This is a genomic window from Streptomyces sp. NPDC055239 (assembly GCF_053606205.1).
Genome location: NZ_JBSGRD010000010.1, coordinates 211553 through 226720 on the forward strand (window position 1 = coordinate 211553; position 15168 = coordinate 226720).

The window sequence follows — 15168 nt, forward strand, 5'->3', positions numbered from 1 at the left end:
GCCCGTCGGCCGCGTGGCGGTGGGGGAAAGCCCCACTGGGTTGGGGAAAGCTCCACCGGGCCGGGGAAAGTCCCACCGGGCCGGGGGAAACTCCAGCAGGCGCCGGGGAAGTCTCCGACGCCAGCCACGTGGCAGTGGGTCAGTCCCGTTGCTCAGGCAGCTCCGGCCGGGTCAGCATCAGTACCGGCCGCGAGCCGGTCCCCGATGGCCCGAAGGCCTGCCAGGTCATGCACGTCACCCGGCAGCGCCGTCACTTCGGCCACGGCCACCTCGGGGTGAAGCGCGGTGAAGCGGTCGCGCGTGCGCTGTTCGCGCGCGAGCAGCCGCATGCGTTCCGCGTGCAGTCGCAGCAGACCTGCGGTCAGCTGCGCCACGGGCGGATGCGTGTCATGGGGGCCAGAAGTGTCATGGGGCTCGGAACTACCGGACGTCTCGGAACTACCGGGGGTCTCGGAGGTCTCGGAACTGTCGGGGGCCTCGGGGGAGTTGCCGGGAGCCTCGTGGGACGTACGTCCTCCAGCCTTCCCGTCCTCCTGATCCACAATGCGGCTCTCATCAAGATTTTCCGCGGCGGCAAGCGCCCGCTCGGCCGAGAGCTGAGCGGCGCCGCTGCTGTGCACCCGGTTCAGTACGAGACCGGCGAGCGGCATGTCGTCGGCGGCCAGGCGCTCCACGAAGTACGCCGCCTCACGCAGCGCGTCGCGCTCCGGCGACGCCACCACGAGGAACGCCGTGCCCGGCGCCTGAAGCAGCCGGTACGTGGCGTCCGCGCGGGTGCGAAAGCCGCCGAACATGGTGTCCATCGCGGCCACGAACGTCTGGACGTCACGCAGCAGTTGTCCGCCGAGCAGCTTGCCGAGGGCCCCCGTCATCATCGACATCCCGACGTTCAGGAACTTCATCCCGGCCCGGCCGCCCACCTTCGCCGGGGCCATGAGCACCCGGATCAGCTTCCCGTCCAGGAAAGAGCCCAGGCGCTTGGGCGCGTCGAGGAAGTCGAGGGCCGAGCGCGACGGCGGCGTGTCGACGACGATCAGGTCCCACTCGTCGCGGGCGCGCAGCTGCCCCAGCTTCTCCATCGCCATGTACTCCTGCGTGCCCGCGAAGCCCGCCGAAAGCGACTGGTAGAAGGGGTTGTTGAGGATCGCGCTCGCCCGCTCCTTGTCCGCGTGCGCCTCGACGATCTCGTCGAAGGTGCGCTTCATGTCGAGCATCATGGCGTGCAGCTCGCCGCCGCCACCGCCTTCTGACTCGCCACCGCTCGACCCGTCGATGGACTTGACCCGGCGCGGGACGTTGTCGAGCGAGTCGATCCCCATGGACTGGGCGAGCCGGCGTGCCGGGTCGATCGTCAGTACGACGACCTTGCGGCCCCGTTCGGCGGCGCGCAGGCCGAGCGCGGCCGCCGTGGTCGTCTTGCCGACGCCTCCGGAGCCGCAGCACACCACGATGCGGGTCTTCGGGTCGTCGAGCAGGCGGTCCACGTCGAGCGTGCGGGCCGTGTCCAGGGGGTGTGTCGTGTCCTGGCTCCGTGCCGTGTCCGGGTGTCGGTGTCGTGCGGGGTCCGAGGTCATGCGATCCCTTGCTTCCGCAGTTCCGTGGCGAGTTCGTAGAGCCCCGCCAGGTCCATTCCGCCGGCCATCAGCGGGAGCTCGTGCAGGGGGAGGCCCAGGTCGCCGAGTACGGACCGCTGGGAGCTCTCCAGGGCGTGCCGCTCGGCGTACTCGGCGGCCTGCTCCAGAAGCGGGTCGACCAGGCGTTCGGCGACACCGCCCCGGCGGGCCCCGCCGAGCCCGGCGGCGGACAGGGACTTGGCGATGGCGGTACGCGGGGTCCGGTCGAGTCCGAGCTCCAGGGAAGCCTCGTCGAGCAGCGCGGGCCGCACCATGTTCACGATGACGCGCCCCACGGGGAGCTTCGCGGCACGCAGCTCGGAGATCCCGTCGGCGGTCTCCTGGACGGGCATCTCTTCGAGGAGCGTCACCAAGTGCACCGCTGTCTCGGGTGACTTGAGTACGCGCATCACGGCCTGCGCCTGATTGTGTATGGGGCCGATCTTGGCGAGGCCCGCGACTTCGTCGTTCACATTCAGGAAGCGCGTGATGCGGCCGGTGGGCGGTGCGTCCATCACCACGCAGTCGTACGCGTAACGCCCGCTCTTGTCCTTGCGGCGTACCGCCTCGCAGGCCTTGCCGGTCAGTAGGACGTCCCGCAGACCCGGTGCGATGGTGGTGGCGAAGTCGATGGCGCCGAGTTTCTTGAGCGCGCGTCCGGCGCCCCCCAGTTTGTAGAACATCTGGAGGTAGTCGAGCAGCGCGAGCTCGGGGTCGATGGCAAGGGCGTACACCTCCCCGCCCCCGGGAGCGACGGCGATCTTCCGCTCCTCATACGGCAGCACTTCGGTCTCGAAGAGCTGCGCGATGCCTTGTCTGCCCTCGACCTCCACGAGGAGGGTGCGCTTGCCCTCCGTCGCGAGGGCGAGCGCGAGTGCGGCGGCCACCGTGGTCTTGCCGGTACCGCCCTTGCCGCTGACGACCTGGAGCCTGCTCACACTTCCGAGCCTAACCAGTCGCCGTCCGGCCTAAGCAGGAGGCCACCGTGAGCAGCGCCTCACAACGGCTACAGTCGGCCATATGACCAAGTGGGAATACGCAACCGTGCCGCTGCTCGTCCATGCCACGAAGCAGATTCTTGACACCTGGGGCGAGGACGGCTGGGAGCTCGTCCAGGTCGTGCCCGGGCCGAACAACTCCGAGCAGCTCGTGGCCTACCTGAAGCGGGAGAAGCAGGCATGAGTGGGGCCGTGGAGGCCAAGCTGGCCGAGCTCGGCCTGACCTTGCCCGAGGTCGTGCCGCCGCTCGCCGCCTATCAGCCGGCGGTTCAGTCCGGTGTGTACGTCTACACGTCGGGCCAGCTCCCGATGGTGGAGGGCAAGCTTCCGGTGACCGGCAAGGTCGGCGCGGAGGTGACTCCCGAGGAGGCCAAGGAACTGGCCCGTACGTGCGGCCTGAACGCCCTCGCCGCGGTGAAGTCCATCGCCGGTGACCTGGACCGCGTCGCGCGCGTCGTGAAGGTCGTCGGCTTCGTGGCGTCGGCCCCGGACTTCACCGGCCAGCCCGCGGTGATCAACGGCACGAGCGAGCTGCTCGGCGAGGTGCTCGGCGACAAGGGCGTACACGCCCGCAGCGCGGTGGGCGTCGCGGTGCTGCCGCTGGACGCGCCGGTCGAGGTCGAGATCCAGGTGGAGCTGACCGAGGCGTAGCCGTTGCCTTGTCCGCCTCACCGGGGCCGCCTTTGCGGCTGCCTTCCCGGCTGCCTTTCCGGCTGCCTTCTGGCACCCGATAGTTGCCTCTCGAACATCAGCCCACCAGGGGATAGCCTCCGCCCATGGCTAATGGGCAGTGGTATCCCCCGGAGTGGCCCGACCGCATCCGTGCGCTGAGCAGCGGCGAACTGAAGCCCGCTACTCCGCGCCGGGCGGCCACGGTCATGCTCCTTCGGGACTCCGTGGCGGGGACGGGCCCCGCCGTGCACATGCTGCGCAGACGCGCCTCCATGGCTTTCGCCGGAGGCGCGTACGCGTATCCGGGCGGTGGCGTGGATCCGCGCGACGACGACCACCTCGTGCGCTGGGCGGGCCCGTCCCGCGCGACGTGGGCCGCGCGCCTGGGGGTGGACGAGCCGGGCGCCCAGGCGATCGTGTGCGCCGCCGTGCGTGAGACGTACGAGGAAGCGGGCGTGCTGCTCGCGGGGCCGACCCCGTCGAGCGTCGTCGGCGACACCACGGGCGACGACTGGGAGGCGGACCGCGAGGCGCTGGTGGCCCGCGAATTCTCCTTCGCCGAGTTCCTCGACCGCCGGGGTCTGGTCCTGCGCAGTGACCTCCTTGGCGCGTGGGCCCGCTGGATCACTCCGGAGTTCGAGCCGAAGCGCTACGACACGTTCTTCTTCGTGGCCGCCCTCCCGGAGGGGCAGCGCACCCGCAACGCCTCCACGGAGGCGGACCGCACGGTGTGGATCACGCCGGGAGAGGCCACCGCGGGGTACGACAAGGGCGACCTCCTGATGATGCCGCCGACCATCGCGACCCTGCGCCAACTGAGTCCCTACGGGTCTGCCGCCGACGCCCTTTCCGCGGCCCCGGAGCGCGACCTGACCCCGGTCCTTGCCCAGGCCCGCCTGGAGGACGGCGAGTTGGTGCTGACCTGGCCGGGCCACGAAGAGTTCACCAAGCACATCCCTACGGGGGATACCGCATGACCACGGTGACACATGCCTCCAAGGCGACACATGCCTTCAAGGCGACGCCTGCCACGAACCGGACGGGAGCCACCCCCGCATGACCGAAGCCGCCGCCCTCCCCGGCCAGCCCCGGGGCGGAGTCCTCAGCGGTCCCGCCACCGCGCGCGCGGTCAACGTGCTGGCCCCCAACGCCTCCGCGATGACGCTGGACGGAACCAACACCTGGATCGTCTCCGAACCCGGCTCCGGGCTCGCGGTCGTCATCGACCCGGGTCCCCTGGACGACGTACACCTGAAGAACGTCATCGCCACCGCCGAGAAGGCCGGGCAGCGGGTCGGGCTCACCCTCCTCACCCACGGCCACCCGGACCACGCGGAGGGCGCCGCGCGCTTCGCCGAGCTGACCGGTACCAAGGTGCGGGCCCTGGACCCCGCGCTGCGCCTCGGCGACGAGGGCCTGGAGGCGGGGAGCGTGATCACGACGGGCGGTCTGGAGCTGCGCGTGGTCCCGACGCCGGGACACACCGCGGATTCCCTCTGCTTCCATCTCCCGGCCGATCAGGCTGTCCTGACGGGCGATACGGTCCTGGGCCGCGGTACGACGGTCGTGGCGCACCCTGACGGCCGCCTGGGGGACTATCTGGACTCCCTGCGGCGCCTGCGGTCCCTGACGGTCGACGACGGCGTGCACACGGTCCTGCCGGGCCACGGCCCGGTCCTGGAGGACGCGCAGGGCGTCGTCGAGTTCTACCTCGCCCACCGCGCGAACCGCCTCGCCCAGGTCGAGACGGCCGTCGAGGACGGCTACGTGGCGCCTACGGACGTGGTCGCCCACGTGTACGCGGACGTGGACCGCTCCTTGTGGCCGGCAGCGGAACTGTCGGTACGGGCGCAACTGGACTACTTGCGGGAACACGGCTTGATCTAGCCGCACCCCACCCACTCTGGTGGCACCCGGGGCAATCGGGCGGGTGGGCGGGAAAGCCCGTGGCGGAAGCACGAACGGGGCCCAGCCTCAAAAGAGACGGGACCCCATCCGCGTACGAAACAGCGTCAGCGAAACCGCGTCAGCGAGAACGCTTGGCCAGCCGCTCCACGTCCAGCAAGATCACCGCGCGGGCCTCGAGCCGGAGCCACCCGCGCCCTGCGAAGTCCGCAAGCGCCTTGTTGACCGTCTCGCGGGAGGCGCCGACCAACTGGGCCAGCTCCTCCTGCGTGAGGTCGTGCACGACGTGGATGCCCTCTTCGGACTGCACGCCGAAGCGGCGCGACAGGTCGAGGAGAGCGCGGGCCACACGCCCGGGCACGTCGGAGAAGACCAGATCGGACATCTGGTCGTTCGTCTTGCGCAGGCGCCGCGCGACGGCACGCAGCAGCGCCGCGGCCACCTCGGGCCGTGCGTTCAGCCACGGCTGAAGGTCGCCGTGGCCGAGGCCGAGCAGCTTGACCTCGGTGAGCGCGGAGGCGGTCGCCGTACGCGGGCCCGGGTCGAAGAGCGAGAGCTCACCGATGAGCTCGCCGGGGCCGAGCACCGCGAGCATGTTCTCCCGGCCGTCGGGTGAGGTGCGGTGAAGCTTCACCTTGCCCTCGGTGACCACGTAAAGGCGGTCTCCGGGGTCACCTTCATGGAAAAGCGCATCCCCGCGCGCGAGCGTCACCTCACTCATGGAGGCGCGGAGCTCCGCGGCCTGCTCGTCATCGAGCGCCGCGAAGAGCGGGGCGCGCCGCAGAACGTCGTCCACGAGTTCTCTCCTTGTCGACCTGCATCAGGGGACCGTGCTCCCCATTTTGCCGGACGGTCCAAACAGTGTGATCAGTCACAAGTCTGCCGCACTGACGTCGTGTGCTGTGCGGGAGGGGGCCAATTGGGGGCCGATCCATAGGGTCCAGGGCGGATGTCAGTGTCGGGCTCTAGGCTGGCCGAGTGTCCAAAAGCCGGTGAGAGCACAGGCCAAGGGGATTCGGAAGGTTACAGCCTGACCGGGTTCCGCTGTGGGCGAACATGCTTCCATTGGTCCAGAGAATGCGACAAAAGGGACAAGGGTGCCACCGGTGAGCCAGCCTTCGGAGAAGAATCAAGCCACCGCCGCCGCGGCGAAATGCACCCCGGCGAAGAAGGCCGCCGGGACCCCCGCGAAGAAGGCCACCGGGACCGCGGCGAACAAGGTCACCAAGACCCCGGCCAAAGCCAAACCGAACCCCAAACCCAAACTCAACCCCAAACCCGAGTCCCACACCGCCCTCGTCCGACGTGCCCGCCGCATCAACCGCGAGCTCGCGGAGGTGTACTCGTACGCCCACCCCGAGCTGGACTTCGAGAACCCCTTCGAGCTGCTCGTCGCCACGGTCCTCTCCGCGCAGACCACCGACCTCCGGGTGAACCAGACGACCCCGCGCCTCTTCGCCGCGTACCCGACCCCGGAGGACCTCGCCGGCGCCAACCCCGAAGAGGTCGAGGAGCTGATCAGGCCGACCGGGTTCTTCCGGGCGAAGACAAAGTCGATCATGGGGCTCGCCGTCGCCCTGCGGGACAACCACGGAGGTGAGGTCCCCGGCCGCCTGGAGGACCTGGTCAAGCTGCCCGGCGTAGGCCGCAAGACCGCGTTCGTCGTGCTCGGGAACGCCTTCGGGGTCCCCGGCATCACCGTGGACACCCACTTCGGGCGGCTCGTCCGCCGGTGGAAGTGGACCGAGGAGACCGACCCGGTGAAGGTCGAGGCCGCCATCGCCGGCCTCTTCCCGAAGAGCGAGTGGACGATGCTCTCGCACCGCGTGATCTTCCACGGCCGCCGTATCTGCCACTCCCGCAAGCCTGCCTGCGGTGCCTGCCCGATCGCCGATCTCTGCCCGTCGTACGGGGAGGGCGAGACCGATCCGGAGAAGGCGAAGAAGCTCCTGAAGTACGAGATGGGCGGTCTGCCGGGCCAGCGCCTCAAGCCCCCGCCGGACTATCCGGGGAAGGCGGCGCCCCCGCTGGGCGCCGCATGAGCGAGGAACGAACCGAGGGGCCACAGGCGTTGTCCACAGTTGGACGGGGGTGCCGATGACGCACGCGAGCGACACGAGCGAGACAACCGACACGAGCGATACGCACATGAGCGGTATGAGCGAGATGAGCGAGGGGCACGGCTTCCAGGGGCGGCCCGGCATCCCCGACAGCCCCGGTCGCCCCGGCAGCCCCAACGGACACGTGTGCCTCAGTACCGATGGCCTCCCCGCCTGGCTGGATCCCGTTGCCCGTGCCGCCGAGACCGTCCGGCCGACCCAGCTCAGCCGCTTCCTGCCCCCGGAGAGCGGCGCCGGGCGCAAGTCCGCCGTGCTCGTCCTCTTCGGAGAGGGCACGCGCGGCCCCGAGCTGCTCCTGATGGAGCGCTCCGGGAGCCTTCGCTCGCACGCGGGCCAGCCCTCCTTCCCCGGCGGCTCCCTCGACCCCGAGGACGGCGATCCGCTGACGGACGGCCCTCTGCGCGCCGCCCTGCGCGAGGCCGAGGAGGAGACCGGGCTCGACCCCCGAGGCGTACAGATCTTCGGCGTGCTGCCCAGACTCTTCATCCCGGTGAGCGACTTCGTGGTGACCCCGGTGCTCGGCTGGTGGCGTTCACCCACCCCCGTCGGCGTCGTCGATCCGGCCGAGACGGCCCGCGTCTTCACGGTCCCCGTGTCCGATCTCACGGATCCCGACAACCGCGCGACGACAGTTCATCCGAGCGGCCACCAAGGCCCGGCCTTCCTCGTTGAATCGGCTCTGGTCTGGGGTTTTACGGCCGGAGTGATCGACAGGATTCTGCATTTCGCGGGCTGGGAACGCCCCTGGGACCGCACCAAGCAGGTGCCGCTCGACTGGCGCGCATGACAAGGTTGCGGGGATACGTGGCGACCGCGATGCGAGGCGAGGATTGAATCGGTGAACGTGCTGGACATCCTTTTGGTGGTCGCCGCCGTATGGTTCGCGGTCATCGGCTACCGCCAGGGATTCGTCGTCGGCATCCTGTCGGTGATCGGTTTTCTGGGCGGCGGACTCGTCGCGGTGTACCTGCTGCCCGTCATCTGGGGCGCCCTCACGGACGACGAGGGAGCGGTGAGCACGACGGCCGCCGTCGTCGCCGTGGTCATCGTGATCGTCTGTGCCTCCATCGGTCAGGCCTTCACCACGCACTTGGGCAACAAGCTCCGCCGGTACATCACTTGGCAGCCCGCCCGGGCCCTGGACGCCACGGGCGGCGCCCTGGTCAACGTCCTCGCGATGCTCCTCGTCGCCTGGCTGATCGGCTCCGCCCTCGCGGGCACGACGCTGCCGACGGTCGGCAAGGAAGTACGCAACTCCAAGATCCTGCTCGGTGTTTCGCGCGCGCTGCCGGGCCAGGCCGACACCTGGTTCGCCGACTTCTCATCGGTCCTTGCGCGCAACGGCTTCCCGCAGGTCTTCAGCCCGTTCTCGAACGAGCCCATCACCGACGTCAAGGCACCCGACCCCAAGCTCGCCAAGAGCACGGTCGCCACGAAGGCCAAGCAGTCCATCGTGAAGGTGCAGGGCGAGGCCCGCGGCTGCGGCAAGGTCCTCGAAGGCACCGGCTTCGTCTTCTCCGACCGCCGCGTGATGACGAACGCGCACGTGGTCGGCGGCGTCGACGAGCCGACGGTCCAGATAGGAGGGGACGGCCGGACGTACGACGCGAAGGTCGTGCTCTACGACTGGAAGCGCGACATCGCCGTACTGGACGTGCCGACCCTCCAGGCGCCCGCGTTGCAGTTCACGTCCAAGGACGCGTCGAGCGGTGACAACGCGATCGTCGCGGGCTTCCCGGAGAACGGTCCGTACGACGTCCGACCCGCGCGCGTGCGCGGGCGCATCACGGCGAAGGGCCCGGACATCTACCACCGGGACACCGTGCGCCGTGACGTGTACTCGCTCTACGCGACCGTCCGCCAGGGCAACTCCGGCGGCCCGCTGCTCACGCCCGAAGGCAAGGTCTACGGCGTGGTCTTCGCGAAGTCACTGGACGACCCGGACACCGGCTACGCGCTCACCGCCGACGAGGTCCGTAAGGACATCGAGGCGGGCCGGACCGCCAACCAAGAGGTCGACAGTCAGGGCTGCGCGCTGTAGCCGGGGCCGCAGTCGGGGAGCAGTCGGTGGAGCAGGCGGATCAGTCGCGCGTATGCCTCAGCCGCGCCGAGACCCAGCGGGCCCTGCGGCGCAGGATGTGGGGAATGCCGATGCCTTGAGCAGGGCCTTCATGGCCCGGCTCGTGCGGACCGCCCCTCTCATGGCTGTTCAGCGCGATGGCTGAGCGGCGGTTGCGTGCTACTTCACTGTAGTCGTGCGTCCAGCCCATACCCCGACGTGTGCCCGTGCCTCAAGGTCGGTAATCGCGCCCACGCGCCCCAATTGGCCTATGCGGGTGGCAAGTAGCCGTTCGAAGAACAGACGTTCCCCTACTGCCGGGTACGGGCGTCTTTCTGACCCTATTTCAGGTCCCCGCTGCCCCGGTCGACTCTGATCGAGTACTCCGCCGACTCTGTTCGCGTACCCCGCAGATCGTGATTCAGGCTCCGCGCGGCCTACCGATCCGGATCGCCGCGCGGCCTACCGATCCGGTTCGGGATCCTTCAGCCAGTTCACCAGCTCGGTCGAGAAGGCGACCGGGTCCTCCTCCTGCGGAAAGTGCCCGAGACCGTCGAACAGCCGCCAGCGGTACGGCGCTTCGACGTACTCGCCCGAGCCCGCCGCACTGCGCGTCCGCATCACCGGGTCCAGGGAGCCGTGCAGATGCAGCGTGGGAACCTGCACGGGGCGCTTCATGCGCCGGTTGAACTGGATGCCGTCCGGACGGGCCATCGACCGCACCATCCAGCGGTACGGCTCGATCGCGCAGTGCGCCGTCGAGGGGATCGTCATGGCACGGCGGTACGTCTCCACCGCCTCGTCGTCCGGAAGCCGCGGCCCCGACCAGTCCCGGACCAGACGCCCCACCAGAGCCGCGTCGTCCGCGACGAGTTGACGCTCCGGCACCCACGGGCGCTGGAAGCCCCACACGTACGAACTCGCGGCGGTCTGCTTGCGGTCCGAGAGCATCGCCGAGCGCCAGCGCCGCGGGTGCGGCATCGAGGAGACGGCGAGGCGGCGCACCAGCTTGGGCCGCATCACGGCCGCCGTCCACGCGAGGTACCCGCCCAGGTCGTGCCCGACGAGCGCGGCGTCCGGCTCACCGAGCGACCGCACGACGCCCGTGATGTCGAGCGCGAGGTTCGCCGGGTCGTAACCGCGCGGCGTACGGTCGCTGCCGCCCACGCCCCGCAGGTCCATCGCGACCGCCCGGAAGCCCGCGTCGGCGAGCGCCACCATCTGATGCCGCCAGGTCCACCAGAACTGCGGAAAGCCGTGCAGGAGCAGCACGAGCGGTCCGTCGCCCATCTCGGCGATGTGGAAGCGCGCGCCGTTCGCGGCGACGTCCCGGTGGGTCCACGGTCCTTCGATGCGTACGGGTGACGTCGGTTGGGCCGGATGGGGGGTGGGTGTGGCGGGGTCCGTCATGAAGACGAGCGTGCCACAGCTGCCGCCGTCTCACTGCCACGATCCAGGGTGGCACCCGCGGGGGTGACCACGTCCACGGGGCTCACCGCGCGCGGGTGCGGCTTGGCGTTCTGCAGCACGGCGGCCGTCTCCTTGGCCGAAGCGGCGACCTTCTGCGGCCCCTTGCCCTTCTTGGCCTTCTTCGCGAAGACGACGCCGATCAGGGCAAGGACCCCGGCGACCAGTACGTTCGCCGCGAAGGAGAGCACGAAGCAGATCGCCATGTTCCAGCCGCTCCACGTACGGATGCCGTACGCGAGGGCGAAGCTCAGCATCGGCAGCGAGAAGAGCAGCACCGTCCCCGCCGCGGCGAACGCGGCGCCGCCGACCGCACCCCGCTTGACGTCCTGCCGCAGCTGGGCCTTGGCCAGCGCGATCTCGTCGTGCACCAGCGCGGACATCTCGCTGGTCGCCGATGAGACCAGCTGGCCGAGGCTGCGTTCGGTGCCGACGGGCCCGTCGGGTGTGCTCATCGCTTTCCCCTTCTCCGTAAGCCTGCGTATGCGTGCTCACAACGTCTGTTCAGATCTGTTCGGATACGACTCGGATACGACCGCTCAGATACGACCGCTCAGCTCAGTCTGCGCAGTCGAGCCTGCTCAGATCATGCCGGACCATCGTCTTCGGCGCGTGCCCCGGCCGACACTTCGGCAAGCCTGCGATGTTCGGCCGCCTTCTTTTCGTAGATCGCGGCCATCCGCAGGTGGTACTCCGGCTTGTCCTGTTCGTACACGTCCGGGATGCCGTCGAGGTCGTCGTCGCGCTCCTCGTCGTCGTACAGCGCGCGGTAGCGGGCGTTGCGCACCTTGAGCAGGATCCCGGAAAGCACGGCCGCGATGAGAGAGCCCATCAGGACGGCTGCCTTGATCTCGTCGGTGAGCAGCGGATCCTCGGTGAAGGCGAGTTCGCCGATCAGGAGCGAGACGGTGAAGCCGATACCGGCGAGCGAGGCGACCGCGAACACGTCCGGCCAGGCGAGTTGTTCGTTGAGCTCGGCCTTGGTGAACCGGGCGGCGAGCCAGGTGCCGCCGAAGATGCCGACCGCCTTGCCGACCACGAGACCGAGCACCACACCGAGCGTCTCCGGCTTGCTGAATACGTCCCCGAGCGCGCCGCCCGACACCACGACACCGGCGCTGAACAGCGCGAACAGCGGAACCGCGAGGCCCGCGGAGAGGGGTCGTACAAGGTGTTCGATGTGCTCGCCCGGCGAGTGCTCCTCGCCCTCGCGGCGGGTGCAGCGCAGCATCAGGCCCATCGCGACACCGGCGATCGTGGCGTGGATGCCGCTGTTGTACATCAGCCCCCAGATGACCAGGGCCAGCGGAACGTACACGTACCAGCCGCGTACGCCCTTGCGGAGCAGCAGCCAGAAGACCGCGAGGCCGATGACCGCGCCGCCGAGCGCCGCGAAGTTGAGGTCGCTGGTGAAGAAGACCGCGATGATCAGGATCGCGAAGAGGTCGTCGACGACGGCGAGCGTGAGCAGGAAGGCGCGGAGGGCGGACGGCAGCGAGGTGCCGATGACCGCGAGGACGGCGAGGGCGAAGGCGATGTCCGTGGCGGTCGGCACCGCCCAGCCGTCCGTGGAACCGCCGCCGACCGTGGTGACCAGGACGTACACGAGAGCCGGTACGGCCATGCCGCAGAGCGCGGCGACGACGGGCAGCGCGGCGGCCTTCGGGTCGCTCAGATCGCCCGCGACGAGCTCGCGCTTGAGTTCGATGCCGGCGACGAAGAAGAAGACGGCGAGCAGCCCGTCGGCCGCCCAGTGCTGTACGGAGAGGTCGAGGCCGAGAGAGCTCGGTCCCAGGTGGAAGCCGCGCACGGATTCGTACGACCCGCCTGCGGTGTTCGCCCAGATCAGCGCGGTGACGGCGGCTACGAGGAGGAGGACACCGCCGACGGTCTCGGCGCGCAGCGCGTTCGCGACGAAGTTCCGCTCGGGGAGCGAGAGCCGTCCGAGGACCTTGCGGCTGCTGTCACCGCTGTCACGGATGTTGCTGCTGCTGCTGCTGCTGTTGTTCTTGCCGTTGCTGGGTGCGGGCGCGGCCACGGGGGTCGACCTCCGGTCGGTAGGCAGGACGAATCACTTGCCGACCAGACTTCCCGGCGCACCTAGGTACTTCTTGTCGCGTTGTTGTCGTGATGTTGACGCGATCCTTAGCGTACCTAACATGCGAACGGACTTATCCGGCGATCATCACTTTATGCGCAAGAGGGGCACTCGGCGTGGTGCCGGGTGCCCCTCTCGGGTCTCGGATCTCAGGTCTCAGGACCAGATCTCAGGATCAGGTCTGACCTAGTCCTCGCTCGGCGCCGCCGGCAGCTTGTTCTGGATCAGGTCCATCACGGAGGAGTCGGCGAGCGTGGTGACGTCACCGACCGCGCGGTTCTCGGCGACGTCCCGAAGGAGTCGCCGCATGATCTTCCCGGACCGTGTCTTCGGCAGCTCGGCCACCGGAAGGACCCGCTTCGGCTTGGCGATCGGTCCGAGCGTCGTGCCCACGTGGTTGCGCAGGTCCGCCACGAGCCCCTCGTCGTCGGCGTTCGCCGTGCCCCGCAGGATCACGAACGCGACGATGGCCTGCCCGGTGGTCTCGTCCGCCGCGCCCACGACCGCCGCCTCGGCGACCGCCGGGTGCGAGACGAGCGCCGACTCGACCTCGGTGGTGGAGATGTTGTGCCCGGACACGAGCATCACGTCGTCCACACGGCCCAGGAGCCAGATGTCGCCGTCGTCGTCCTTCTTGGCACCGTCACCGGCGAAGTACTTGCCCTCGAAGCGCGACCAGTACGTGTCGATGAAGCGCTGGTCGTCGCCCCAGATGGTCCGCAGCATGGAGGGCCACGGCTCGGTCAGGACGAGGTAGCCGCCACCGCCGTCCGGCACTTCGCGCGCCTCGTCGTCGACGACGGTCGCCGAGATGCCCGGCAGCGCGCGCTGGGCGCTTCCCGGCTTGGTCTCGGTCACGCCCGGCAGCGGCGAGATCATCATCGCGCCGGTCTCGGTCTGCCACCAGGTGTCCACGATGGGGCACTTGTCGGCGCCGATGTTCTTGCGGTACCACATCCACGCCTCGGGGTTGATCGGCTCGCCGACCGATCCGAGGACCCTCAGGCTGCTGAGGTCGAACTTCGCGGGGATGTCGTCGCCCCACTTCATGAACGTACGAATGGCGGTGGGCGCCGTGTAGAGGATGGTCACGCCGTACTTCTGCACGATCTCCCAGAAGCGCCCCTGGTGCGGGGTGTCGGGCGTGCCCTCGTACATGACCTGCGTCGCGCCGTTCGCCAGCGGGCCGTACGTGATGTACGAGTGCCCGGTGACCCAGCCGATGTCGGCCGTACACCAGTAGACGTCGGTCTCCGGCTTGAGGTCGAAGACGGCGTGGTGGGTGTACGCGGCCTGCGTCAGATAGCCGCCGGAGGTGTGCAGGATGCCCTTCGGCTTACCCGTCGTACCCGACGTGTAGAGGATGAAGAGCGGGTTCTCCGCGTCGAAGGCCTCGGGGGTGTGCTCGGCGGACTGACGCTCGGTGAGCTCGTGCCACCACACGTCGCGGCCTTCGGTCCACGCCACGTCCTGGCCGGTGCGGCGTACGACGAGGACGTGCTCTACGGAGCTGTCCTCGCGCGCGACGGCGTCGTCGACCGCGGGCTTCAGGGCGGCGGGCTTGCCCCTGCGGTAGCCGCCGTCGGAGGTGATGACGACCTTGGCGTCGGCGTCCTTCACGCGCTTGGCGATGGCGTCGGCCGAGAAGCCGCCGAAGACCACTGAGTGCGCGGCGCCGATGCGGGCACAGGCCAGCATCGACACGACGGCCTCGGGGATCATCGGCAGGTACACGGCGACGCGGTCGCCCTGTCGGACTCCCAGCTCGGTCAGCGCGTTGGCGGCCCGGCTGACCTCGTCCTTGAGCTCGGCATAGGTGATGGCCCGGCTGTCGCCGGGCTCACCCTCGAAGTGGATCGCCACACGGTCGCCGTTTCCGGCCTCCACATGGCGGTCCACGCAGTTGTACGCGACGTTGAGCTTCCCGTCGGCGAACCACTTCGCGAACGGCGGGTTCGACCAGTCGAGCGTCTCGGTCGGTTCGGTGGACCAGGTCAGCCGGCGGGCCTGCTCGGCCCAGAAGCCGAGCCGGTCAGCCTTGGCCTGTTCGTACGCCTCCGCGGTGACGTTGGCGTTGGCCGCCAGGTCGGCCGGCGGCGCGAACCTTCGCTCTTCTTTAAGAAGGTTGGCCAGGCTTTCGTTGCTCACGACATCTCCCATTCCCAGGGTGTCCGTTGTGTCCAAAGCCACAGCTCATCAGACGTATACCCCTGGTGACAAGAGCTTGCCGAAAATT

At 69.3% G+C, this 15168-nt stretch carries 15 protein-coding genes; 7 read left to right on the forward strand and 8 right to left on the reverse strand.

What is annotated here, in order from left to right; all coding sequences use genetic code 11:
- Window positions 1-152 precede the first annotated feature (152 nt).
- Window positions 153-1574, reverse strand: a complete 1422-nt coding sequence (locus ACWFRJ_RS29250; RefSeq protein ID WP_453537256.1) for an ArsA family ATPase — start codon at window positions 1572-1574, stop codon at window positions 153-155.
- Entirely contained in the window at window positions 1571-2551 is a 981-nt protein-coding gene (locus ACWFRJ_RS29255) for an ArsA-related P-loop ATPase (RefSeq protein ID WP_453537259.1), read from the reverse strand. Before ACWFRJ_RS29255 ends, ACWFRJ_RS29250 begins: the two co-directional genes overlap by 4 nt.
- Before the next feature lie 82 nt (window positions 2552-2633).
- Here ACWFRJ_RS29255 and ACWFRJ_RS29260 point away from each other — a divergent pair, with 82 nt between their 5' ends.
- The 4 genes from ACWFRJ_RS29260 to ACWFRJ_RS29275 all read left to right on the forward strand — a co-directional run bounded on the left by ACWFRJ_RS29260 (window position 2634) and on the right by ACWFRJ_RS29275 (window position 5170).
- Window positions 2634-2795 (forward strand): DUF4177 domain-containing protein, encoded by a 162-nt coding sequence (locus tag ACWFRJ_RS29260; RefSeq protein ID WP_453537262.1) that lies wholly within the window; start codon window positions 2634-2636, stop codon window positions 2793-2795.
- A complete protein-coding gene (locus ACWFRJ_RS29265) occupies window positions 2792-3262 on the forward strand; it encodes a RidA family protein (protein ID WP_361190913.1) in 471 nt (156 codons plus the stop codon). Before ACWFRJ_RS29260 ends, ACWFRJ_RS29265 begins: the two co-directional genes overlap by 4 nt.
- Window positions 3263-3387: 125 nt before the next feature.
- Window positions 3388-4260 (forward strand): NUDIX hydrolase, encoded by an 873-nt coding sequence (locus ACWFRJ_RS29270; RefSeq protein WP_453537266.1) that lies wholly within the window; start codon window positions 3388-3390, stop codon window positions 4258-4260.
- Window positions 4261-4339: 79 nt separating this feature from the next.
- Entirely contained in the window at window positions 4340-5170 is an 831-nt protein-coding gene (locus ACWFRJ_RS29275) for an MBL fold metallo-hydrolase (RefSeq protein WP_453537269.1), read from the forward strand.
- A 139-nt stretch (window positions 5171-5309) separates the two neighbouring features.
- Here the strand turns inward: ACWFRJ_RS29275 and ACWFRJ_RS29280 are convergent, their stop codons facing one another.
- Window positions 5310-5984 carry a Crp/Fnr family transcriptional regulator gene (locus ACWFRJ_RS29280; RefSeq protein WP_016642758.1) on the reverse strand — a complete coding sequence of 225 codons (675 nt, stop codon included), beginning with the start codon at window positions 5982-5984 and terminating at the stop codon, window positions 5310-5312.
- A gap of 310 nt (window positions 5985-6294) precedes the next feature.
- On the opposite strand from ACWFRJ_RS29280, the gene nth reads away from it, so the two are divergent.
- Genes nth through ACWFRJ_RS29295 form a run of 3 tightly spaced genes read left to right on the forward strand, consistent with a single transcriptional unit; the run spans window position 6295 to window position 9349 of the window.
- Window positions 6295-7230 (forward strand): endonuclease III, encoded by a 936-nt coding sequence (gene nth / locus ACWFRJ_RS29285; protein WP_453537272.1) that lies wholly within the window; start codon window positions 6295-6297, stop codon window positions 7228-7230.
- A gap of 55 nt (window positions 7231-7285) precedes the next feature.
- Complete coding sequence (locus ACWFRJ_RS29290; protein WP_453537275.1) at window positions 7286-8095, forward strand: NUDIX hydrolase; 810 nt, start codon at window positions 7286-7288, stop codon at window positions 8093-8095.
- A gap of 51 nt (window positions 8096-8146) precedes the next feature.
- Window positions 8147-9349 carry a MarP family serine protease gene (locus ACWFRJ_RS29295; protein ID WP_453537278.1) on the forward strand — a complete coding sequence of 401 codons (1203 nt, stop codon included), beginning with the start codon at window positions 8147-8149 and terminating at the stop codon, window positions 9347-9349.
- A 40-nt stretch (window positions 9350-9389) separates the two neighbouring features.
- On the opposite strand, the gene ACWFRJ_RS29300 is transcribed toward ACWFRJ_RS29295, so the two are convergent.
- From ACWFRJ_RS29300 to acs, 5 genes are all read right to left on the reverse strand, one after another.
- The gene (locus tag ACWFRJ_RS29300) at window positions 9390-9578 is read right to left on the reverse strand and encodes a hypothetical protein (protein WP_453537281.1); all 189 of its coding nucleotides are present in this window, start codon (window positions 9576-9578) and stop codon (window positions 9390-9392) included.
- A gap of 251 nt (window positions 9579-9829) precedes the next feature.
- Window positions 9830-10777, reverse strand: a complete 948-nt coding sequence (locus ACWFRJ_RS29305; protein WP_453537284.1) for an alpha/beta fold hydrolase — start codon at window positions 10775-10777, stop codon at window positions 9830-9832.
- The gene (locus tag ACWFRJ_RS29310) at window positions 10774-11289 is read right to left on the reverse strand and encodes a phage holin family protein (protein ID WP_453537287.1); all 516 of its coding nucleotides are present in this window, start codon (window positions 11287-11289) and stop codon (window positions 10774-10776) included. Before ACWFRJ_RS29310 ends, ACWFRJ_RS29305 begins: the two co-directional genes overlap by 4 nt.
- Window positions 11290-11420: 131 nt before the next feature.
- Window positions 11421-12815, reverse strand: coding sequence for a Na+/H+ antiporter NhaA (gene nhaA / locus ACWFRJ_RS29315; RefSeq protein ID WP_453537658.1), 1395 nt, complete (start codon window positions 12813-12815; stop codon window positions 11421-11423).
- 303 nt (window positions 12816-13118) lie between these two features.
- Window positions 13119-15122, reverse strand: a complete 2004-nt coding sequence (gene acs / locus ACWFRJ_RS29320; protein WP_453537290.1) for an acetate--CoA ligase — start codon at window positions 15120-15122, stop codon at window positions 13119-13121.
- Window positions 15123-15168: the final 46 nt, after the last annotated feature.